Source organism: Massilia sp. IC2-476 (genome assembly GCF_020707295.1).
Taxonomy (GTDB): Bacteria; Pseudomonadota; Gammaproteobacteria; order Burkholderiales; family Burkholderiaceae_D; genus Telluria.
Map to the genome: position 1 here is coordinate 1,048,151 of NZ_JAJFER010000001.1, position 21,997 is coordinate 1,070,147.

At 63.9% G+C, this 21,997-nt stretch carries 20 protein-coding genes; 14 read left to right on the plus strand and 6 right to left on the minus strand.

Going from position 1 to position 21,997, the window contains the following annotated elements; all coding sequences use genetic code 11:
• Positions 1–6: 6 nt before the first annotated feature.
• Together LK539_RS04705 and LK539_RS04710 are read right to left on the minus strand one after the other, a co-directional pair.
• Entirely contained in the window at positions 7–1,152 is a 1,146-nt protein-coding gene (locus LK539_RS04705) for an acyl-CoA dehydrogenase family protein (protein WP_227799737.1), read from the minus strand.
• 10 nt (positions 1,153–1,162) lie between these two features.
• A complete protein-coding gene (locus LK539_RS04710) occupies positions 1,163–2,344 on the minus strand; it encodes a lipid-transfer protein (RefSeq protein ID WP_227799738.1) in 1,182 nt (393 codons plus the stop codon).
• A 100-nt stretch (positions 2,345–2,444) separates the two neighbouring features.
• On the opposite strand from LK539_RS04710, the gene LK539_RS04715 reads away from it, so the two are divergent.
• Positions 2,445–3,080, plus strand: a complete 636-nt coding sequence (locus LK539_RS04715; RefSeq protein WP_227799739.1) for a TetR/AcrR family transcriptional regulator — start codon at positions 2,445–2,447, stop codon at positions 3,078–3,080.
• 100 nt (positions 3,081–3,180) lie between these two features.
• A complete protein-coding gene (gene ybaL, locus LK539_RS04720) occupies positions 3,181–4,878 on the plus strand; it encodes a YbaL family putative K(+) efflux transporter (RefSeq protein ID WP_227799740.1) in 1,698 nt (565 codons plus the stop codon).
• Positions 4,879–5,159: 281 nt separating this feature from the next.
• Here ybaL and LK539_RS04725 read toward each other — a convergent pair whose 3' ends face one another.
• A complete protein-coding gene (locus tag LK539_RS04725) occupies positions 5,160–7,127 on the minus strand; it encodes an AAA family ATPase (protein ID WP_227799741.1) in 1,968 nt (655 codons plus the stop codon).
• A gap of 578 nt (positions 7,128–7,705) precedes the next feature.
• On the opposite strand from LK539_RS04725, the gene LK539_RS04730 reads away from it, so the two are divergent.
• Positions 7,706–7,975: a hypothetical protein gene (locus LK539_RS04730; protein ID WP_227799742.1), complete on the plus strand. Its 270-nt coding sequence runs from the start codon at positions 7,706–7,708 to the stop codon at positions 7,973–7,975.
• An 84-nt stretch (positions 7,976–8,059) separates the two neighbouring features.
• Here LK539_RS04730 and LK539_RS04735 read toward each other — a convergent pair whose 3' ends face one another.
• The gene (locus tag LK539_RS04735) at positions 8,060–8,605 is read right to left on the minus strand and encodes a DUF1697 domain-containing protein (RefSeq protein WP_227799743.1); all 546 of its coding nucleotides are present in this window, start codon (positions 8,603–8,605) and stop codon (positions 8,060–8,062) included.
• A 39-nt stretch (positions 8,606–8,644) separates the two neighbouring features.
• A complete protein-coding gene (gene gstA / locus LK539_RS04740) occupies positions 8,645–9,253 on the minus strand; it encodes a glutathione transferase GstA (RefSeq protein WP_227799744.1) in 609 nt (202 codons plus the stop codon).
• A 153-nt stretch (positions 9,254–9,406) separates the two neighbouring features.
• Between gstA and LK539_RS04745 the strand changes: the two genes are divergently transcribed.
• Both LK539_RS04745 and LK539_RS04750 read left to right on the plus strand, forming a co-directional pair.
• Positions 9,407–9,736: a hypothetical protein gene (locus LK539_RS04745; protein ID WP_227799745.1), complete on the plus strand. Its 330-nt coding sequence runs from the start codon at positions 9,407–9,409 to the stop codon at positions 9,734–9,736.
• Positions 9,733–10,578: an HDOD domain-containing protein gene (locus LK539_RS04750; RefSeq protein ID WP_227799746.1), complete on the plus strand. Its 846-nt coding sequence runs from the start codon at positions 9,733–9,735 to the stop codon at positions 10,576–10,578. Before LK539_RS04745 ends, LK539_RS04750 begins: the two co-directional genes overlap by 4 nt.
• 137 nt (positions 10,579–10,715) lie before the next feature.
• Here LK539_RS04750 and LK539_RS04755 read toward each other — a convergent pair whose 3' ends face one another.
• Entirely contained in the window at positions 10,716–11,114 is a 399-nt protein-coding gene (locus LK539_RS04755) for a hypothetical protein (protein WP_227799747.1), read from the minus strand.
• 624 nt (positions 11,115–11,738) lie between these two features.
• Here LK539_RS04755 and miaB point away from each other — a divergent pair.
• The 9 genes from miaB (at position 11,739) to LK539_RS04800 (ending at position 21,885) form a co-directional block, all read left to right on the plus strand.
• Entirely contained in the window at positions 11,739–13,097 is a 1,359-nt protein-coding gene (miaB, locus tag LK539_RS04760; protein WP_227799748.1) for a tRNA (N6-isopentenyl adenosine(37)-C2)-methylthiotransferase MiaB, read from the plus strand.
• Complete coding sequence (locus LK539_RS04765) at positions 13,094–14,188, plus strand: PhoH family protein (protein WP_227799749.1); 1,095 nt, start codon at positions 13,094–13,096, stop codon at positions 14,186–14,188. Before miaB ends, LK539_RS04765 begins: the two co-directional genes overlap by 4 nt.
• Complete coding sequence (ybeY, locus tag LK539_RS04770) at positions 14,169–14,636, plus strand: rRNA maturation RNase YbeY (protein ID WP_227799750.1); 468 nt, start codon at positions 14,169–14,171, stop codon at positions 14,634–14,636. The genes LK539_RS04765 and ybeY overlap by 20 nt, the downstream gene beginning before the upstream one ends.
• 207 nt (positions 14,637–14,843) lie before the next feature.
• Positions 14,844–15,725, plus strand: coding sequence for an HlyC/CorC family transporter (locus LK539_RS04775; protein ID WP_227799751.1), 882 nt, complete (start codon positions 14,844–14,846; stop codon positions 15,723–15,725).
• Between the two features lie 83 nt (positions 15,726–15,808).
• Positions 15,809–17,314, plus strand: coding sequence for an apolipoprotein N-acyltransferase (gene lnt / locus LK539_RS04780; protein ID WP_307729081.1), 1,506 nt, complete (start codon positions 15,809–15,811; stop codon positions 17,312–17,314).
• 189 nt (positions 17,315–17,503) lie between these two features.
• The gene (gene glyQ, locus LK539_RS04785; protein WP_227799753.1) at positions 17,504–18,418 is read left to right on the plus strand and encodes a glycine--tRNA ligase subunit alpha; all 915 of its coding nucleotides are present in this window, start codon (positions 17,504–17,506) and stop codon (positions 18,416–18,418) included.
• Between the two features lie 18 nt (positions 18,419–18,436).
• Positions 18,437–20,533, plus strand: coding sequence for a glycine--tRNA ligase subunit beta (glyS, locus tag LK539_RS04790; protein WP_227799754.1), 2,097 nt, complete (start codon positions 18,437–18,439; stop codon positions 20,531–20,533).
• A gap of 17 nt (positions 20,534–20,550) precedes the next feature.
• The gene (gene gmhB, locus LK539_RS04795) at positions 20,551–21,105 is read left to right on the plus strand and encodes a D-glycero-beta-D-manno-heptose 1,7-bisphosphate 7-phosphatase (protein WP_227799755.1); all 555 of its coding nucleotides are present in this window, start codon (positions 20,551–20,553) and stop codon (positions 21,103–21,105) included.
• A gap of 39 nt (positions 21,106–21,144) precedes the next feature.
• A complete protein-coding gene (locus LK539_RS04800; protein WP_227799756.1) occupies positions 21,145–21,885 on the plus strand; it encodes a 1-acyl-sn-glycerol-3-phosphate acyltransferase in 741 nt (246 codons plus the stop codon).
• The last annotated feature ends 112 nt before the right edge of the window (positions 21,886–21,997 follow it).

Here is a 21,997-nt window from a genome sequence, read left to right on the forward strand (position 1 = left end):
TCTCCTTCAGAGCGAACGGGCGATGATCTCTTTCATGATCTCGTTGGCGCCGCCATAGATGCGCTGCACCCGGGCGTCCACGTACATCTGGGCGATCGGGTATTCCAGCATGTAGCCGTAGCCGCCGAACAGCTGCAGGCACTGGTCGACCACCTTGCACTGCAGGTCCGAAATCCAGTACTTGGCCATCGAGGCGCGCACGGTGTCCATGCGCCCTGCCAGCATGTCCTCGATGCAGCGGTCGATGAAGATGCGCGCGACCGTCGCCTCGGTCTTGATCTCGGCCAGCACGAAGCGGGTGTTCTGCATCTCGATGAGGGCCTGGCCGAAGGCGCGGCGCTCGCGCGTGTGCTCGATCGTCAGCTGCAGCGCGCGCTCGATGGCAGCCACGCCGCACACGCCCAGGATGGTGCGCTCGTAGGGCAGCTCGGTCATCAGCTGGGCAAAGCCCCTGCCCTCTTCTCCGCCCAGCACGTTCCCGAACGGGACGTGGGCGTCGTCGAAGAACAGCTCGCAGGTGTCCTGGCCCTTTTGCCCGACCTTGTCCAGGATGCGGCCGACGCGAAAGCCCGGATTCTCCTTTGTCTCGAGCAGCAGCAGCGACACGCCCTTGGCGCCGGCGGCGGGGGCGGTCTTGGCCACCACCAGGATCAGGTCGGCCATGTAGCCGTTCGAGATGAAGGTCTTGGAGCCGCTCACGCGGTAGCCGTCGGGACCGCGCACCGCCGTGGTACGGATGCCCTTCAGGTCGGAGCCGGCGCCCGGCTCGCTCATGGCGATCGCCGCGATCATCTCGCCGCTGGCCAGTTTCGGCAGGTAGGTGCGCTTCTGCTCCTCGGTGCCCTGGTTCAGCAGGTAGTGTGCGACGATCGCGTGCACGTGGATGCCGAAGGCGGTGTCGCCGCCATAGGACAGCTCTTCGAATACCACCGCCATGTGGGCGAAGCTGCCGCCGGCGCCGCCGTATTCGTCCGGGATGTCGGCCAGCAGCAGGCCCATTTCGCCGGCCTTGTGCCACAGGTCGCGATCGACGTGCTGCTGCTCCCGCCAGGTGTCCTGGTGCGGCGTGATCTCGCCCGCCACGAAGCGGCGCACGGCGTCGCGGAAAGCGCTCAGCTCCTCGTTCATCCAGGGAGACGTCGTCAAGTCCATGTGCTCGCCCTCAGCCGTTACGGTACATGGTGACGACGCAGGCGCCGCCCAGGCCCAGGTTGTGCTGCAGCGCCACGCGCGCGCCCGCGACCTGGCGCGCTTCGGCACTGCCGCGCAGCTGGTGGGTCAGCTCGTAGCACTGGGCCAGGCCCGTGGCCCCGAGCGGGTGGCCCTTCGAGAGCAGGCCGCCGGACGGATTGGTGACCACCCGCCCGCCATAGGTGTTGTCGCCATCAAGGATGAACTTGTCGGCGCCGCCCTCCGGGCACAGGCCCAGGGCTTCGTAGGTGATCAGTTCGTTGTGGGCGAAACAGTCGTGCAGCTCGACCACGTCGAGGTCCTCCGGGCCCAGGCCCGACTGCTCGTAGACCTTGTGGGCGGCGGCGCGGCTCATGTCGTAGCCGACCAGGCGCATCATGTCGCCGGCCTCGAAGGTATCGGGACGGTCGGTGGTCATTGCCTGGGCGGCGATGTGGACGTCGCGGCGCAGGCCGTGCCTTGCTGCGAAGGCTTCCGACACCAGCAGGGCCGCGGCTGCGCCGCAGGTCGGCGGGCAGGCCATCAGGCGGGTCATCACGCCCGGCCAGATGGCGGGGGCGTCGAGCACGTCCTGGGCTGTCACCTCCTTGCGGAACAGGGCCAGCGGGTTGTTCACGGCGTGGCGGCTGGCCTTGGCGCGGATGCGGGCGAAGGCCTCCAGGGGCGTGCCGTACTTTTCCATGTGCGCGAGGCCGGCGCCGCCGAAGTAGCGCAGCGCCAGCGGGATCTCGGGCTTGCCCACCAGGCGGTCGGTGACCTCGTCGAAGGCGTCGAACGGGGTCGGACGGTCGGTGAAGACCGAGCCGAGGGCGCCGGGGCTCATCTGCTCGAAGCCGAGCACCAGCACGCAGTCGGCAGCGCCGCTGGCGATCGCCTGGCGGCCCAGGAACAGCGCGGTCGAGCCGGTCGAGCAGTTGTTGTTGACGTTGACGATCGGGATGCCGGTCATGCCGACCGCATACAGGGCCTTCTGGCCGCTGGTGGAGTCGCCGTAGACGTAGCCGGCGTAGGCCTGTTCGACCAGGTCATAGTCAATCCCCGCGTCCTGCAGCGCGGCGCGCGCCGCCAGCGCGCCCATCTCGTGGTAGGGGCTGCTCGCGCCTGGCTTGGCGAAGGGGATCATCCCGACGCCGCTCACATATACCTTGTTCATCCCGTCTCCTCTTTCTTGTTCGATTAGGTCGCGCGACCTATAGTTGGTCAATTATAGGTCAGTCGTACTATTTATGGTATGCCTCTGCGATAATCGCGCCATGACGCTCATACTCGATACCACCCTGCGCCGGAAGCCCTCGACCACCACCGAAAAGGGACTCGGACGGGCGCGCGACATCCTGCTGGCGGCGCGCGCGCTGCTGGCCAGCGAAGGCTATGCCGGACTGTCGATGCGGCGCGTGGCCCAGGATGCCGGGATGAGCCTGTCGAACGTGCAGCACTACTACGGCAGCAAGGAGCAGCTGCTCGAAGCCCTGCTGCTCACCATCATGGACGAGTTCCAGGCCAAGATGGACCGCATCGCGGTGGCGATGGCCGGGCGGCCGCAGGTCGAGCGCTTCCTGAGCACCGTCGACATGTTCCTCGACGAGATCACCGATCCGACCATGCACGCGATCTTCTTCGAGATCTGGGCGCTGGCCTCGCGCCATCCCTTTGCGTCGAACCTGATGGCCCGGATGATGGCGCGCGAGCGGCGCGCCGTGTATGGCCTGATCCGCGGCCTGAACCCGGCCATCGACGACGAGGCGGCGATGGAGCGCGCGGTGCTGGTCGCGGCCCAGATCCAGGGCCTGATGCTGTTCCGGCTGGACCGCCATGCGCGTCCGGAGCAATACGCGAGCGTGCGCGCATCCTTGCACAACGTGCTGCTATCGCTCGCGACCGTGCCGTGATCTGCATTTAATTACTGGCAGTCGGCAATAAAAATGCCGATGATGCAGCCTGCGTCGCTTATACTCGACGGGTTAATAACCTGTCACGGAGGCCGCACGGATGCACCATGAACTCAGCCTGATCACCACCATCGCTGCCGCACTCGGCTTCGGCCTCCTGTTCGGCATGCTCGCCATCCGCCTGAAACTGCCCGCGCTGGTCGGCTACCTCGCCGCCGGTGTCCTGATCGGCCCCGCCACCCCGGGATTCGTCGCCGACGTGCAGCTGGCTTCGCAATTGGCGGAAATCGGTGTGATGCTGCTGATGTTCGGCGTCGGCCTGCACTTCTCGCTGGGCGACCTGCTCGACGTGAAGAAGATCGCCCTGCCCGGCGCGCTGCTGCAGATCGCCGTGGCGACCCTGATGGGCATGGGTCTGGCCCACTGGTGGGGCTGGAGCCTGGGCGCCGGCCTCGTGTTCGGCCTGGCGCTGTCGGTGGCCAGCACCGTGGTACTGCTGCGGGCGCTGGAGGCGCGCGGCGTGCTCGATTCCATGAACGGCCGCATCGCGGTGGGCTGGCTGGTGGTCGAGGACCTGGTGATGGTGCTGGTGCTGGTGATGCTGCCGGCGCTGGCCGGTCCCTTGGGCGGCAAGGGGGACGCCGGCGCCGAGCTGTGGCCGGCGCTGGGCAAGACCTTGCTGCAGGTGGGCGCCTTCGTCGCCTTCATGCTGATCGTCGGCCGCAAGCTCTTCCCGTGGTTCCTGTGGCGCGTGGCCAAGACCAACTCGCGCGAGCTGTTCACCCTGTCCGTGATCGCCGCTGCGGTCGGCATCGCCTATGCATCGTCGCACCTGTTCGGCGTCTCGTTCGCGCTGGGCGCCTTCTTCGCCGGCATGGTGCTGCGCGAGTCCGAACTGAGCCACCGCGCCGCCGAAGAATCGCTGCCGCTGCGCGACGCGTTCTCGGTACTGTTCTTCGTCTCGGTCGGCATGCTGTTCGACCCGATGGTGCTGGTCCAGTACCCGCTGCAGGTGCTGGCGGTGGTGGCGATCATCCTGTTCGGCAAGTCGCTGGCCGCCTTCGTGCTGGTGCTGGCGCTGCGCTACCCGATCAATACCGCGATCACGGTGTCGGCCTCCCTGGCTCAGATCGGCGAGTTCTCCTTCATCCTGGTGGCACTGGGCATGCAGCTCGAACTGCTCCCCGCCCTGGGCCAGAACCTGATCCTGGCCGGCGCCATCATCTCGATCGCCGTCAATCCGCTGATGTTCAGCCTCGGCGCGCCACTGGAAAAGTGGCTGAAATCGAAGCCGGAGCTGGCGCGCAAGCTGGAGCGCCCGGCCGACCCGCTGGCCGAACTGCCGATGGAAACCGCGCACGAAAAGCTCAGCGGCCAGGTGGTGCTGGTGGGCTTCGGGCGCGTCGGCCGCCGCATTGCCGACGACCTGGCGGCGCGTGGCGTGCACTTCGTAGTGGCGGAGCAGAACCGCGAGATCGTCGAACAGCTGCGCGCCGACGGCATACCGGCGGTGGTGGGCAACGCGGCCGAGCCGGCGGTGCTGATCCAGGCCCACATCACGCATGCGGCCCTGCTGGTGATCGCCACGCCGGACACCTTCCACGTGCGCCGCATGGTGGAGATCGCGCGCATGCTCAATCCGGCCGTGCAGGTCGTCGTGCGCAGCCATAACGAGGGCGAAGCAGCGCTGCTGCGCCAGGAGACCGGGGGCAAGGTGTTCGTCGGGGAGCAGGAACTGGCGGCAAGCATGACGCGGCATGTGGTGGAGACGCTGAAGGAACACGCAGTGGCGCATTGAACGAAGTCCGCAGCCTTGCAATTTTCCGGAACTTCTCCAACGTCGTCCCGGCGCAGGCCGGGACCCAAGTTCGTCGCATCATGTTGACCGGTGCACGCAAGCAGTAGTAGACCGCAAAGGAAATTGGATTCCGGCCTTCGCCGGAAGTCGTGGGCGCCAGTGGCGCACATGACGGTTTTAAAGCTAGTGGTGCTACATCTTTGGCTATCTCCATAGACGTAAAAAAACCCGCCGGCTTGCGCACGGCGGGTTGAAGAACAGCAAGGAAAAAACGTAAAAGCTTAAGCGGCGACTTCTTCCACGCACAGCTTGAGGTTGGCGTGGCGGCCGTGCAGTTGCGAGTGGATCAGCTCGCTGCGCTCTTCCAGCAGCGCGAACACGGCGTCCTTCGACAGCACATACTCTTCCATCAGCGTGTCCTTGAGCGACTCGATCACCAGCTTGTAGTCGCGGATCGCGTTCAAGGTGTAGCTGTACAGCTCGTCAGCCTTTTCTTCCACCAGGCGCATCGTGTGCTCGCCGCCCAGGTCCTTCTGCAGCTGGGTGTAGTCCAGCTTCGAGCGCGAATACATCGACAGGCGGCTGACCATCAGGTTCAGCATCTTGGTGATCTTCTCGATGTCGTTCTGGCTGCCCACCGAGATGCCGCGCGGGCCGTAGAACAGCTCTTCCGCCGCCACGCCGCCGTACAGGCCGATCACGTCGCGCTCCAGCTCTTCCAGCGTGCGCAGCGACATGTCTTCACCCGACTGCAGCACATAGCCCAGGGCGCCGATCTTCGACACCGCTTCGGTGCTGATCTTCAGCAGGTGCGACTTTTCCTTCACTTCGGCCAGGCTCAGGCCGGCGCGCAGGTAGGGGTCGATCTGCATGAAGAAGTGACCCAGCTCGTGCAGGGCGATGCGCTCGCGCTGCTTGGTTTTTTCAAGCGTCGTGGCGCGGTCGGTCAGGCCGATGGTGGCGCGCTCGTAGGCACGGAACAGCAGGTTGGTGTTGATGATCGTCTTTTCCTGGATCGACAGCATCGATGCACGCTCGACCACGGTTTCCAGCAGCGCCGGGCTCAGGTTCTGGGTGATTTCCGCCACCTGGTCCAGGTTGGTGTCCTTCCAGTCCACCAGGCCCTCTTTCTTGCGCGACAGGAAGCTGCGCAGCAATTCCCTGCGCTCACCCTTGTTCGGCAGGCGGAAGTTGATCTTGACCGAGAAGCGGCGCAGCATCGCTTCGTCCATCTCGGTGCTCGAATCGTCGAAGTTCGAGGCCACGACCCAGATCACGCCCTGGCCCTTGTCGCTTTTCACGCCGTCCAGCAGGCCCAGCAGGGTGTTGGCGGTGTCGTCTTCCCACTTCTTTTCGCTGCGGCCGCGCGGCATGAACAGGCTCTGGGCCTCATCCAGGAAGATGATGCACTTACCCTTGGCGCAAGCCTTGCGGTACAGGGCGTTGAGGGCCTTGGAGCCGCCGCCGACATAGCCCGATTCCAGCGCCGAGCCGGAGGCCGAGATCAGCGGCATGTTCAGGCGCTTGGCCAGGTAGCCCACCAGCTTGGTCTTGCCGGTACCGGCCGGACCGGTCAGCATCACATTGAACGGCTTGTCGATGTTGTGCGACTGGTATTCGTCGCGGTTGCGGATCATGTCTTCCAGGTGCAGGACTTCCTGCTTGATGTCTTCCATGCCGATCAGGTCGTCCATGCTGCCCTTGAGCTTGTCCGGGGTAATGAGCGAGGCGCTGGCATTCATACCCGGCACGCCGAATTTCAGCAGGTAGAGCACCAGCAGCACGATGGCGATGTTCAGGCCGTGGTTCTTCAGGAAGGTGCCGGTCTTCTCGAGGGCGGATTCGCCCTCGTCCATCACGGCCTTGTGGCTGGCCAGGAATTCGTCCTTGGCGATCGAGTACGGGATCGCGTTCTTCAGCAGCACTTCGCGCTCGAGCGACAGGTGCGAGGTGCTCGGCACCTTCACCACGTTGATGGTGGCGGCGTCCTTGAACTTGTAGACGTAGCGCGGCGATTCGGACAGGGGCTTGGCGATCACCAGGTAGTCCAGGCGATCCTTGCTGGCTGCCAGTTGGGTGATCTCGGCAATGTTCTGCGAATGCACGACCGGACTCGGGTCCTGGGCGACATTCGATTTCCAGATTGCCACCGCTGCGATCACGCCGAACAGCGTCGCCAGGGCGATGCGGACGTAGATACTCTTAAAAGCGTTCTTGAAAGCAACCTGAATCTGGGCGAAATTGGGCATCGTTTGATCTCTTGCTAAGTGAGTCGGACAGCGCTACTTCTGGGTGCCGTGCCGGCGTGGTCTCGCGGGATCGGCTGCGGCGCGTGATGGCCGCTTGGGTTTCCAAACGTGTGCGTTTGGTATTGTTTTGATGCCCGAAGGCAATGGGATAAGGAGACTATACCCTCAAAAAAAACCGGCGTGTATACCGTGCGTCGAAAAAAATGACGATCGCGCCGATAGTAGAAAAAGGAATAAGGGATTTAATTGGCAGATTATCAGCGAAAATTATCGAACATTTAAATATATTCGATTTTTTTGCCAAAACAGCATGGCAATTCATGCATCGGATTGCAATAATGTCAGCAATGCACGAGGTTAATACGCGACACTGAAAGATTCTTTGACTGATCGCAACATGAGCCCATCTGCCCGCATCCTGATGACTTCTTTTAACAACTCAGCCATTCAATTGAGCGCAGCAATTCGTCGGGTTTTGATATGCTGATTCGACCACATTTCGTCCTGCGACCTTTTATATATGAGGCCGCACGGGCTGGATGCAAGTCTCGGCAAGAGCAACAGCAAGAGGAACGGCTATGAAAAGATATGCACTGGCAGCAGCAGCGGCGATTTGCCTCGGCAGTCCCGCGCAGGCCGCCGTAATCGATCTCAGCAGCGCCAACCCTGCCGTCGTGCGGGTACAGGCTCCCGTGCGCAACCTGTCGGTCACCCAGCGCCAGGATGTCGTCACGCCCCCGGCCAACATGTCGGAATTGCCCGAACCGGAAGTGTTCGCGATGATGCTGCTGGGGCTGATCCTGATCGGCTACAAGGCGGGCCGCGACAGCAGCGAGAAGTTCAAGTGAAATAAACAATACCGGCCGGGGCCCTGCCCGGCCGAAGCGACGGGCAGGGCGCCCGGCCGTGGCAAAGCAGTACGGCAGCGGCGCTCATGCTTCGGCGCACAAAGCCTGCAGTTTGAGCATCGTGTTCCAGTTCCGGGATGTCGTCCCGTCTCCTAGAAGTTTCCCGAGCGATTTAGCCGGCGCGCTATCCAATATCCCTTCTGGACACCAGACATAGGCCGCGCGCTCGCCCACTGCCAGGCGTTCGCTGCCCCAGTCCTGTCCGTCGAGCGCCGCCAGCTTGTCGCGCTGGACGGCGCCTCCCAGCAGAAAGGCGAACAGGCGCGAGTGGTCCGTGGCCACGCCCAGCAGCGGATTGCTCTCGATAATGGCGCTCAACTCCGTGTGATCGAGCACGAACACACGCGCCGCCACGCCCAGTTTCAGTACCAGCGCTTCCTCGATTGCCTGCGCGGCCGCCGAGGGCGTGAAGTCCGCGGCGCGGAACACCAGGTTGCCGCTGTTGAGCAGGCTGCGCACGCCGGTAAAGCCGAGACCTTCGACCAGCAGGCGCAGGTCGGCCATGGCGATCCGCTTGGCGCGCCCAACATTGATTCCGCGCACGAGCGCGACATAGCAGTGACTGTTCATGCGCCGATGCTACCGGAAGTCAGCGATGGCGTGGCGCATTCATCCGGCCAGGCCTTCGGCACGCATTGCCTCCTGCACCGCCGGGATCGCGCCGACTCTGGCCTGGTAGGCCTGCAGCGCCGGCCAGTCGTCCAGGCTGAATTTCGCGAACAGGGCCCAGTTCAGCACGGTGAACAGGTAGGCGTCGGCGATGGTGAAGCCGCTGCCGGTGAGGAATTTGCCGCCGTCCAGCTTGCCGGCAACATAGCCCAGCGGACGCGCCAGCGCCGCCCAGGCGGCCGTGCGGCCCTCGTCCGTCACGCCCGGGGTGAAGATCGGCGTGAAGCGCTTGTGCAGTTCCATCGCGATGTAGTTCAGCCACTCCAGCACCTGGTAGCGCTCGAAGCTGCCGAAGCCGGGCAGCAGCTGCGCCTGCGGAGCCTGGTCGGCGATGTACTGGAGCAGGACCGCGGCTTCGGTCAGCACCTGGCCATTGTCCAGCTGCAGGGCCGGCACCGAACCCTTCTCGTTGATCGCGCGGAAGTCGCCGCCGCTGGCGATCGCCTTGGTCTTCAGGCTGACGCGTTCGATCGAGAATGGCAGGCCGGCGGCGATCAGGGCGATGTGCGGGGCAAGCGAGCAGGCGCCCGGGCTGACATACAGTTTCATGGAATCCTTTCTAGTGATGAGGGCGACCGGGTCGCATATTGCAAGCGTACAACAATTGCTGCAAGCGCTGCAGGATCGCCACAGTTCCTGCGGCAGCACCGGTCGCGCGGGCAGGCGGGTGTTAAGATCGCCCTGTTTTTTACTGGAGGGAAAATGAGCGATAGCTACGAACTGGTGCCCCTGGCGCACCTGTATCCGGGCATGGTGCTCGCCGATGCGCTGCTCGATGCGCACGGGAACGTGCTGCTGGCCGAAGGCGTGACGCTGGGTGAAGCGACCATCGCATCGCTGGCCCGGCATGGCGTCGCCGCAGCCCCGATCGCGCGCGCCGTGCCGGTCAGCGCGCCGGCGCCGGAAGCCATCCAGGCCAGGCTCGACCATTTGTTCCGCCGCAACGACCGCGACGACCATGCCGACTGGGCCACCGGGCTGCTGCGCCGCTACGTCGAGGACTACCGCCTGCGCCGCGAGGTGACGCCATGAACGCTCCCATCGACAAGGCCGACCTGCTGGGCGGCGTCGACGAGCTGCCCTCGCTGCCGGCCGTGGTCATGGAACTGCTCGGCTCGATCGAGCAGGAAGACATCGACATCGGCGTGCTGGCGAAGAAGGTCGCGAACGATCCGGCGCTGACGGCCAAGACCCTGCGCCTGGCCAACTCGTCCGCCTACGGTTTGCAGGTGAAGGTGACCACGATCCAGCAGGCCATGACCTTCCTCGGCTTCGAGGCCACGCGCAAGCTGATCACCGCCGCCGCACTGACCGGCTGCTTCCCGGCCGGGCGCTGCCCCGGCTTCAACGACAAGGCCTTCTGGCGCCATTCGATCGCGAGCGCCGCCTGTGCCCGCGCACTGGCGCGCCGGGTGCGCTTCAATGCCGACTACGCGTTCACGGCCGGCCTGCTGCACGACATCGGGCGCCTGGTGCTGGTGGCGCGCTTCCCGGAGCGCTACCAGGCGGTGCTGTCGCTGCGCGACAAGAACGATGGCGAATTGATCGATGCCGAGCGCGCCCTGCTGGGCGTGGACCATGTCGACGCCGGGGTGGCGCTGGCCGCGCACTGGAATTTTTCCGACACCATGCGCCAGGCAATCGCTTACCACCATGCGCCGGAGGAGCCGGGCGCCGGCTTCCTGGCCACGATCGTGCACGTGGCGAGCGGCGTGGTGCATGCGCTGGACCTGGCCGGCAATCCGGACGAGCTGGTGCCGCGGATATCGTCGGTGGCCTGGACGGCGCTGGGACTGACGGAAGAGGCGTGGCTGCAGGTCTTCCATGAAACGGAGCTGCAGTACGAGGAGATTGCGGCCATCCTGATGGCCTGAAGGAGAAACGACGACATGCGCAGAAGATGCGCATGCGGGAAAAGCCGGCCGAACCGGCGCGGCACAGCGCTCAGGGCGCGGTGCCGCAGCCCGCTGGCACCGAAGGCATGACAGGCGCGGCCGTCATGCCCACGGTATCAGTGAGCATAATTGCCGGTCGACGGGTTTGCTTCGTTACCCTGCTGCTGTTGCTGCGGTTGCTGCTGGGCTGCCGCTGCGGCGGCTGCCTGGGCTGCCTTCTCTTCTGGCTTCGGGCGGCCCTGGGCATCCGACAGGCGGTACTTGGTGCGGCGATCGCCCATCAGGTCACGCAGGTCGCGGATGCTCATGCCGGTCACTTCGTGCATGCGGATCAGCAGCGAAGCGCCGACCGGCAGGCGGTGGTGACGGATCTTGCTGATCACCGGCGGTGCGACTTCGAGCATGCGCGACAGCGCTGCATCGTTCTTCAGCTGCATCTTGCCCAGCAGGATATCCAGCAGGTGGTTCGGGTTGTAGCTTTCTTGCGAAGACAAAGCATGGTGCTGTTGTGCCATGATGTTTACCTCTTCAGTTTGGTTAAAATAGTTCCTTTACGAACTTTTGTTAAAGACTACATTTCGTCAACATAAGTTCCCGGGCTTCCCTTGAGAAATTAAACAGCTTGTGCCTGAAGAACTCCTTAAGGGCCCGTACCGGACTGCATGCCCCCGCGTACCCCTCCGCATGCGCACTTGTCTTTCAAACAAATTATCAGCTTCATACGTCATCAGTACATCCGAGCGGCGCATGTGACTCATTGTCTGAAATCAAGCTATCGTGCGGAAAGCTTGTCACATAGGCATTTCAGCACATGGGGATTATTTGTGGCGCACGCAAGAGATTTCTTTAATAAATTTTCCTAATCAGAATTTGACTCGAAGCTATTGATTTACAAGAAGAAATACATGTAAACAGCTTGACTATTTTTGACCGGTTTCGGCAGGTCAGTAGCGGGTCATCATTTAACAATCTGAGCACCTTGGCAATTACTTTAGGTTAAGAAACGACCCATTCCGGATGGCATTGAAATCTGGGATGGATACGCCGGGCCGGCGTCCCAAGCGGGGACCGCAGGCGATTTACGGTAAACTGGCCACCTTGTTTTGCCCAAGCAAGCTCCCCTTTCAATACAGCGCTCCATGCAGAAAAAAGTATTCATCAAGACCTTCGGCTGCCAGATGAACGAATACGATTCGGACAAGATGGCCGATGTCCTCGGCGCGTCCGAAGGACTGGTCCGTACCGACTCGCCCGAAGATGCCGACGTCATCCTGCTGAACACCTGCTCGGTGCGCGAAAAAGCCCAAGAGAAAGTGTTCTCGGACCTGGGCCGCTTCAAGGCGCTCAAGCGCGCCAAGCCGGACCTGGTGATCGGCGTGGGCGGCTGCGTGGCTTCGCAGGAAGGGCAAGCGATCGTCAAGCGTGCGCCGCACGTGGACGTGGTGTTCGGGCCGCAGACCCTGCACCGCCTACCGCAGCTGATCCGCGAGCGGCGCAGCTCTGGCGCGGCACAGGTCGACATCAGCTTCCCGGAAATCGAGAAGTTCGACCACCTGCCCCCGGCCAAGGTGGAAGGTCCGGTGGCCTACGTGTCGATCATGGAAGGCTGCAGCAAGTACTGCAGCTATTGCGTGGTGCCTTACACCCGCGGCGAGGAAGTCTCGCGTCCCTTCGGCGACGTGCTGACCGAATGCGCCGGCCTGGCCACCCAGGGCGTGAAGGAAATCATGCTGCTGGGCCAGAACGTGAATGCCTACCGCGGCGCCATGGAGACTGGTGAGTTCGCCGACTTCGCCCTGCTGCTGGAATACATCGCCGAGATCCCCGGCGTCGAGCGCCTGCGCTACGTCACCAGCCACCCGAAGGAATTCACCCAGCGCCTGATCGACGCCTATGCCCGCATCCCGCAGCTGGTGAACCATATTTATCTGCCGGTGCAGCACGGGTCCGACCGCGTGCTGGGCGCCATGAAGCGCGGCTATACCGCCCTGGAATACAAATCGATCATCCGCCGCATCCGCGCGGTGCGCCCGGAGATGACGTTCTCGTCCGACTTCATCGTCGGCTTCCCCGGTGAAACCGATGCCGACTTCGACGCCATGATGAAACTGGTGCAGGACGTCGGATTCGATAACAGTTTCAGCTTCATTTTCAGCAAGCGCCCGGGCACGCCGGCCGCCAATCTCGAGGACGATACCCCGCACGAGGTGAAATTGGCGCGCCTGCAGTGTTTGCAGGCCTTGATTGACGCAAATACGCGCAAATATAGTGCTGCAATGGTGGGCAGCGTCCAGCGCGTGCTGGTCGAGGGCCCGGCCAAGAGAGACCCGGCGCAGATGCAGGGCCGTACCGAAAACAACCGCGTGGTGAATTTCCCCGCCGACCATGGCAGCGAGCTGGTCGGCCAACTGGTCGACGTGCGCATCGTCACCAGCCACGACTACTTCCTCAGCGGCGAACTCGTCGCCAACCTAGACACGATTGCCAAAGCCAGTTGAAAAACACACCTACCCAGCCTTCGTATTTCATCCCCGAGCCGCTCGACAACACGCGGCTCGCCCACCTGTGCGGTCCCCTGGACGAGAACCTGCGCCAGATCTCGGCCGCGCTTGACGTCACCATCTTCCGCCGCGGCGAGAAATTCATCGTCAGCGGCAGCAATGCCGAGCGCGCAGTCGAACTGCTGGAGCGCTTCTACGCAGTGGCCAACAAGGTCGTCCCGATCGAGGAAGTGCAGCTGGCCCTGGTGGAACAGCGTTCCGGCCTGAAGCCGCGCGTGCCCGGCGAAACCGACGCCCCTGCAGAAACGGCGGACAAGGAAGCGAAGGACGGCGCCGAAGCAACCGGCGACGAAGCGCCGTCCGAGCTGGTCAGCCCGACGCTGAAAACCCGCCGCAGCGACCTGCGCGGCCGCACCCCGCACCAGATCCAGTACCTGAAGGCCGTGCTCGAGCACGACATCAGCTTCGGCGTCGGTCCGGCCGGTACCGGCAAGACCTACCTCGCCGTCGCCTGCGCCGTCGATGCACTGGAACGCGACGCGGTCAAGCGCATCATCCTGACCCGTCCCGCGGTGGAAGCGGGCGAGCGCCTCGGCTTCCTGCCGGGCGATCTGAGCCAGAAGGTCGATCCTTACCTGCGCCCGCTGTACGACGCGCTGTACGACCTGCTCGGCTTCGACCGCACTCAGAAGCTGTTCGAGAAACAGGTGATCGAGATCGCCCCGCTGGCCTACATGCGCGGCCGTACGCTGAACCACGCCTTCGTGATCCTGGACGAAGCCCAGAACACGACGGTCGAGCAGATGAAGATGTTCCTGACCCGCATCGGCTTCGGCAGCAAGGCCGTGATCACCGGCGACGTAACGCAGGTCGACCTGCACAAGTCGCAGCGCTCCGGCCTGGTGGACGCCATCCACGTGCTGAAGAACGTGCGCGGCATCGCCTTCACCCATTTCGCGAGCGAGGACGTGGTGCGCCACCCGGTGGTGGCGCGCATCATCGATGCCTACGAAAAGAACTCCTCGATCGAGGAACTGGCCGCCTTACCCAAACCGACCCCTGTGAAAAATGCAAGAAAAAAAACATAAGCTCGACCTCGAAGTCCAGTACGCCGACACCCGCCTCGAACAGGAAGTGACGGAAGCGATGCTGCAGCGCTGGGTGGAAGCCGCCCTGCTCGGCCCGGCCGAACTGTCGATCCGCTTCGTCGACGCGGAAGAAGGCCAGTCCCTGAACCGCCAGTACCGCGGCAAGGACTACGCCACCAACGTGCTGACCTTCGCCTACAACGAAGGCGAGGAACTGGGCGAGGACGATCCGACCCAGGCCGACATCGTGCTGTGCACCGACGTGCTGATGCGCGAAGCCGAGGAGCAGAAGAAGACGGTCGAGGAACACGCCGCCCACCTGGTGGTGCACGGCGTGCTGCACGCCCAGGGCTACGACCACGAGCACGATGAGGAAGCCGAAGAGATGGAGCAGTTCGAGCGCGACATCATGGAAGTGCTCGGCTATCCCGACCCCTACGCTGATTGACCGTAGGGTGGGCGGGTCTTCCCGCCCACGCGGTGATCGCCGACGGCTCCGCTATCGTGCTCGATGATCTTGCTGTTAACTATCACCGCGTGGGCGGCGTAGCCGCCCACCCTACAACCCATTCTTTACAGCAACAGCACCTAAAATTGGGCCATCTGCCCTTTTCGTGTATCCTATACCCATCGTAACAACGGCTTCACGCCAACTATGCCCGAGTATCCCAGTGACGTCCGATCGGACGCCAAACCCCACCACCGGTCGCTGTTCGAACGGCTGACCGCACTCATCTCCCCCGAGCCTGAAAACCGCGCAGAACTCCTCGAAGTCCTGCACGAAGCCCACGAGCGCAACCTGATCGACGCCGACGCACTCTCGATGATCGAGGGCGTGTTCCAGGTCTCCGACCTGTCCGTGCGCGACATCATGGTGCCGCGTTCGCAAATGGACGTGATCGACATTACCGACCCGATCGAGCAGTGGCTGCCGATCGTGCTCGAGACCCAGCACTCGCGCTTCCCCGCCATCGAGGGCGAGCGCGACAAGGTGGTCGGCATCCTGCTGGCCAAGGACCTGCTGCGCTACTACGCCGAGGACTCCTTCGACGTGCGCAAGATGCTGCGCCCGGCGATCTTCATTCCCGAATCGAAGCGCCTGAACGTGCTGCTGCGCGACTTCCGCGCCAACCACAACCACATGGCCATCGTCGTCGACGAGTACAGCGGCGTCGCCGGCCTGATCACCATCGAGGACGTGCTCGAGCAGATCGTCGGCGACATCGACGACGAGTACGACGTCGACGAGGACGAAGACAACATCCTGTCGATCAAGGAGGGCCAGCTGGGCCCGCGCTGGCGCGTCAAGGCGCTGACCGAGATCGAGCAGTTCAACGAAGAGATCGGCGCCGACCTGCCCGAGATCGATGCCGACACCATTGGCGGCCTGGTCGCCAGCCACCTCGGACGCATGCCGCACAAGGGCGAAGTGTTCGACCTGCAGAACCTGCGCTTCGAAGTGCTGCGCGCCGATGCGCGCCAGATCCACGTGCTGCTGGTCGAGAAGCTGCCGCTGGACGAAGCCGACCACGACTGATGCTGCGCCGCCGGAACCAAGCCAAGACTGCCCCTGACCCAGCACTACGTGGCACCAGGCCTTCCCTCAGGGCCCTGGTGTTGATGGCGCTCGCAGGCAGCACCTCCCTGCTGTCCTTCGAGCCCTTCGGCTGGTGGCCGCTGCAGTTCCTGGCCCTGGCCTACTTCTTCTACCAGGTCGGCATGGGCACCTCCAGCCGGCGCGGCCTGTGGCTCGGCTGGGCCTTTGGCTTCGGCTGGTCGGTGGCCGGCATGCACTGGCTGTACATCGCCATCACCCGCTTCGGCGGCCTGCCCGCCATCCTCGGTGCGATCGCGATCGCCCTGCTCGGCCTGTACATGGGCCTGTTCGGCGCCTTTGCCGGCGGCGTCGCCAGCTGGCTGCGCCGCAAGTGGTCGCTGCCGGTGTCCGCCTTCGTCCTGCTGGTGCTGCCCGCCGTATGGGGCGTGTCGGAATGGATGCGCGGCTGGGTCTTCACCGGCTTCCCCTGGGCCGCATCGGGTTATGCCCATAACGTCTCGCCGCTTGGCGGCTATGCGCCGATCGTCGGCGTGTACGGCCTGGGCGTGCTGGCGGCCCTGTGCGCCGGCTGCCTCGTGATGCTCACCCAACGCGCGCGCTGGCCTGCCATCGGCCTGTTCGCTGCCGTGATGGCGGCGGGCTTCGGCCTGAAGCACATCGCCTGGACCCAGGAAACCGGACAGCCGCTCAGCGTGCGCCTGCTGCAGGGCGACGTCGCGCAGGACCAGAAGTTCGACATGGCCTACCTGACTGACATCGTCACGCGCTACCAGGGCATGATCACGGCGGCACCCGCCGACCTGATCGCCACGCCGGAGACCGCGATTCCCGTCACGCCGCAACAGCTGGCGCCCGAGTACCTGGGCAGCCTGCAGGCCTTCGCGGCGCAGACGCGCAGCCACCTGATGATCGGCATCCCGACGATGGACAGCCCGACCAGGTACGGCAACAGCGTGATCGCCTTCGGTCCGCGCAGTTCCAGCACCTTGCAGCCCTACCGCTACGACAAGCACCACCTGGTGCCCTTCGGCGAATTCATCCCGCCGGGCTTCCGCTGGTTCACCGACCTGATGCACATCCCGCTGGGCGACCAGACCCGCGGCGAAGCGCTGCAGGCGCCCTTCCCGATCAAGGACCAGCTGGTGCTGCCCAACATCTGCTACGAGGACGCCTTCGGCGAAGAGATCGCGGCCCAGCTGCGCAATGCACCGAAGCCGGCGACCTTGCTGCTGAACGTGTCGAACCTGGCCTGGTACGGCGAATCGGTAGCGATCCCGCAGCACCTGCAGATCTCACAGATGCGCGCGATCGAGACCGGCCGCCCGATGCTGCGCTCGACCAATAACGGGGCGACCGCCGTGATCGACGGCCGCGGCAAGGTCCTGCAGCTGCTGCCTTTCTACGAGCGCGGCGTGCTGGCGGCGACCGTGCGCGGCACCGAAGGACTGACGCCGTATGTCCGCGCCGGCAACCTCGCCTTCCTTGCGCTCAGTGCACTCATGCTGGCAGCCGCATGGTTTGCTGGTCGTCGTAGGGTGGTCGGCTCTGCCGATCGCGCGTCCAGCTAACGGGCGCTCAGTGGCAACGCATCTGATAGTTGAACGCGCGGTCGGGGAACCCGACCACCCTACAAATAATTCGCCGATTCCGTACGGCTGAGTCGAATCGCCCCCAGAGAGGCGTGAAAATTCAGTAGAATTGGTTATTTGGCAAATTTACCGTGACCGCGGCATGAACACCGCGGCGCCCCACATCCGATGCTCACATTCCAACAAATCATTCTCACCCTGCAGACCTACTGGGACAAGCAGGGTTGCGCACTGCTGCAGCCCTACGACATGGAAGTCGGCGCGGGCACCTTCCACACCGGCACCTTCCTGCGTGCGATCGGGCCGGAGCCCTGGCGCGCGGCCTATGTGCAGCCATCGCGCCGTCCGAAGGATGGCCGCTACGGCGAGAACCCGAACCGCCTGCAGCACTACTACCAGTACCAGGTGGTGCTGAAACCTGCGCCGGAAAACATCCTCGACCTCTACCTCGGCTCGCTCGAAGCGCTGGGCCTGGACCTGAAGAAGAACGACGTGCGCTTCGTCGAGGACGACTGGGAAAGCCCGACCCTGGGCGCCTGGGGCCTGGGCTGGGAAGTCTGGCTGAACGGCATGGAAGTCACCCAGTTCACCTACTTCCAGCAGGTCGGCGGCCTCGATTGCAAGCCGGTGCTGGGCGAGATCACCTACGGCATCGAGCGCCTGGCCATGTACCTGCAGGGTGTCGAGAACGTGTACGACCTGGTGTGGACCGAGTGGGAAGAAAACGGCGTGAAGAAGACCCTGTCGTATGGCGACGTCTTCCACCAGAACGAAGTCGAGCAGTCGACCTATAACTTCGAGCACGCGAACACCGAGCTGCTGTTCCAGGCTTTCTCGAACCACGAAGCCGAAGCCAAGCGCCTCGTCGAGCTGCAGCTGACGCTGCCGGCCTACGAACAGATCATGAAGGCTTCGCACAGCTTCAACATGCTGGACGCGCGCGGCGCCATCTCGGTCACCGAACGCGCTGCCTACATCGGCCGCGTGCGCACGCTGTCGCGCCTGGTGGCCCAGGCCTATTACGATTCGCGCGAGAAGCTGGGCTTCCCGATGCTGCCGGGTGCTGCGAAAGCTGCCGCCTAATAAGAACAGAACAAGACCATGAATCAGACTCTCCTCGTCGAAATCCAGACCGAAGAACTGCCGCCGAAAGCGCTCGTGAAACTCGGCGCCGCATTCGCGAACGGCATCGCCAACGGCCTCAAGGCGCGTGACTTCCTCGAAGGCGACAGTGTCGCCACCGCCCACGCTACCCCGCGCCGCCTGGCCGTCACCATCACCAATGTGCGCGGCACCTCGCCCGACAAGCCGATCCGCGAAAAGGTGCTGCCGGTGTCGGTTGCGCTGGACAAGGACGGCAACCCGAGCGCGCCGCTCGCCAAGAAGCTGGCCGCCTTGGGCTTTCCTGACCTGAAGATCAGCGAGCTCGAACGCGCCCAGGACGGCAAGGCCGAATCCTTCTTCTACACCTACACCGCCAGCGGCAGCCAGCTGGCCGGCGCCCTGCAGGACGTCCTGCAGGACACCGTCGCCAAGCTGCCGATCCCGAAGGTGATGAGCTACCAGCGCCCGGACGGCGCCACCGTGCAGTTCGTGCGCCCGGTGCACCTGCTGCTTGCCCTGCACGGCGAACAGGTGCTGCCGCTGTCGCTGCTGGGACTGGACGCCGGGCGCCAGACCATGGGCCACCGCTTCCTGTCGCACGGCGGCGAAATCACCGTGCCGCACGCGGACAACTACGCTGCCGTGCTCGAAAGCGAAGGCAAGGTCTTGTCCTCCGCCGAAGCGCGCAAGGAAAGCATCCGCAAGCAGCTGCTCGAGAAAGCCGGTGCCGACCAGGTCCTGATGCCGGAGTCGCTGCTCGACGAAGTGGCGGCGCTGGTCGAATGGCCGGTGGTGTATGAATGCCGCTTCGAAGAGGAATTCCTGTCGGTGCCGCAGGAATGCCTGATCCTGACGATGCAGACCAATCAAAAGTACTTCGCGCTGACCGACGCCTCCGGCAAGCTGCGCTCGCGCTTCCTGATCGTGTCGAACCTGGAGACAAGCGATCCATCGGCCATCATCGGCGGCAACGAGCGCGTCGTGCGCCCGCGCCTGTCGGACGCCAAGTTCTTCTTCGAGCAGGACAAGAAGAAGACCCTGGAATCGCGCCTGCCGCAGCTGTCGAACGTGGTCTACCACAACAAGCTGGGCACCCAGGCCGAGCGTTCGGAGCGTGTGACCAAACTGGCGACCAGCATCGCCAAGCGCCTCGGCTTCGACGTGGCGCTGGCCGAACGCGGCGCGCGCCTGTCCAAGGCCGACCTGCTGACCGACATGGTGGGCGAGTTCCCGGAACTGCAAGGCATCATGGGCACCTACTACGCGCGCCACGACGGCGAGCACGAGGAAGTCGCCAAGGCCGCCTCCGAGCACTACCAGCCGCGCTTCGCCGGCGACGCCCTGCCCTCGACCAACACGGGCCTGGCGGTGGCGCTGGCCGACAAGCTGGAAACCCTGGTCGGCATCTGGGCCATCGGCCTGCAGCCGACCGGCGAGAAGGATCCGTTCGCGCTGCGCCGCCACGCCCTGGGCGTGATGCGCATGCTGGTCGAGAAGCGCCTGCCGCTGTTGCTGTCGGAGCTGCTGGGCGATGCGAGCGCCGTGTTTGCAGGCCAGGCCGCGTTCAAGGACCCGACTGCCGAGGTGAAGGACTTCATGCTCGACCGCCTGCGCGGCATGCTGCGCGAGCGCGGCTTCTCGCCGAACGAAGTCGAGGCCGTGCTGGCCCAGAACCCGGACCGCGTGGACGACGTCGTCCAGCGCCTGGAAGCGGTGCAGGCCTTTGCCGCGCTGCCGGAATCGAGCTCGCTGGCCGCCGCCAACAAGCGCATCACCAACATCCTCAAGAAGAACGAGGAAGCGATGCCGCAGGACGCCGCGGTCAAGCAGGAGCTGCTGGTCGAGCCGGCCGAAGCCGCCCTGGCCGCCAGGATGACTTCCCTTGCGGGCGACGTCACCAGCGCTTTTGAGAAGAGCGACTTCACCGGGGCGCTGAAGACCCTGGCGCTGATGAAGGACGAGGTCGACGCCTTCTTCAACGACGTGATGGTGATGGCCGAGGACGTCAACCTGCGCAACAACCGCCTGGCGCTCCTGTCGCAGCTGCACGGCATGATGAACCGCGTCGCGGATATTTCCAAGCTCGCCGCATAAAGCATTAAGGTCGTCTCATGAAACTCATCATCCTCGACCGGGATGGGGTCATTAACCACGATTCGCCGGACTTCATCAAGTCGCCGGCGGAGTGGATTCCCATCCCCGGCTCGCTGGAAGCGATCGCCCGCCTGAACCAGGCGGGCTACCGGGTCGTGATCGCGTCGAACCAGTCGGGCATCGCGCGCGAACTGTTCGACATCACGACCCTGAACGCGATCCACCAGAAACTGCACGCCAGCGCCCAGCTGGTCGGCGCCGACATCGACGCCATCTTCTTCTGCCCGCATGCGGCGATCGACAACTGCGACTGCCGCAAGCCCAAGGCCGGCATGTTCGAAGAGATCAGCAAGCGCTTCAAGCTGAGCCTCAAGGGCGTACCCACCGTGGGCGACTCGCTGCGCGACCTGCAGGCCGGCTTCATCATGGGCTGCGTGCCCTACCTGGTCCTGACCGGGAAGGGCGAGAAGACGCAGCAGACCGGCGGCCTGCCGCCGGGCACCCAGGTATTCCCCGATCTCGCGTCGATGGTGAATGCCTTCCTCAAGACCGCGGCACAGCGGCCTGAGTAGACAAGACGACATCCAAAACCAGAACTGTCCGGAGCCCCTTTGCGTAACTTCACCCTGTTCCTGCGTTCCCTGCTCTTCACGATCGTGATGATCGCCTCCACCGTCGTGTGGGCCTGCGTGTGCTTCCTGGCCGCGCCCCTGCCCTACAACAAGCGCTTCTGGGTGACCTCGCGCTGGAACGTCTTCATCATCTGGTGCGCCAAGGTGATCTGCGGGATCCGCTACCAGTTCAAGGGCTACGAGAACCTGCCGGACGCGCCGGCCGTCGTGCTGTCCAAGCACCAGTCGGCGTGGGAGACCATCTTCCTGCTGCCGAACCTGACCCGGCCACTGGTCTTCGTCTTCAAGAAGGAAATCCTCTACATCCCCTTCTTCGGCTGGGCCATGGGCCTGCTGCGCATGATCCCGATCGACCGCAGCCAAGGCAAGAACGCCTTTGCCCACGTGGTCCGGCACGGCAAGCGTCGCCTGGCGGACGGCCAATGGATTATCATGTTCCCGGAAGGGACGCGCATCCCGGTGGGCCAGGCGGGCAAGTACAAGAGCGGCGGTACGCGCCTGGCTGTCGAAACCCAAACCGTAGTCGTGCCGATCGCGCATAATTCAGGTGAGTGCTGGCCAAAGAATTCCTTCATCAAGCGCCCCGGCCTGGTGACGGTCTCGATCGGCAAACCGATCTCGCCAGAAAACCACACCCCCGACAGCATGATGCAAGAGGTCGAAAATTGGATAGAATCCGAAATGCGCGTTATTTCGCCCCACGTCTACAGAGGTGGCTGAGCGACGTCAGCGCCCAGATCAGGAATTCGAAACCGCAGCACGACATGAGCTCCTCCAAGATCGACGGGCACCAGCTGGAACTGTTTGCACAGGATTTTTTCGCGGCGCTCAG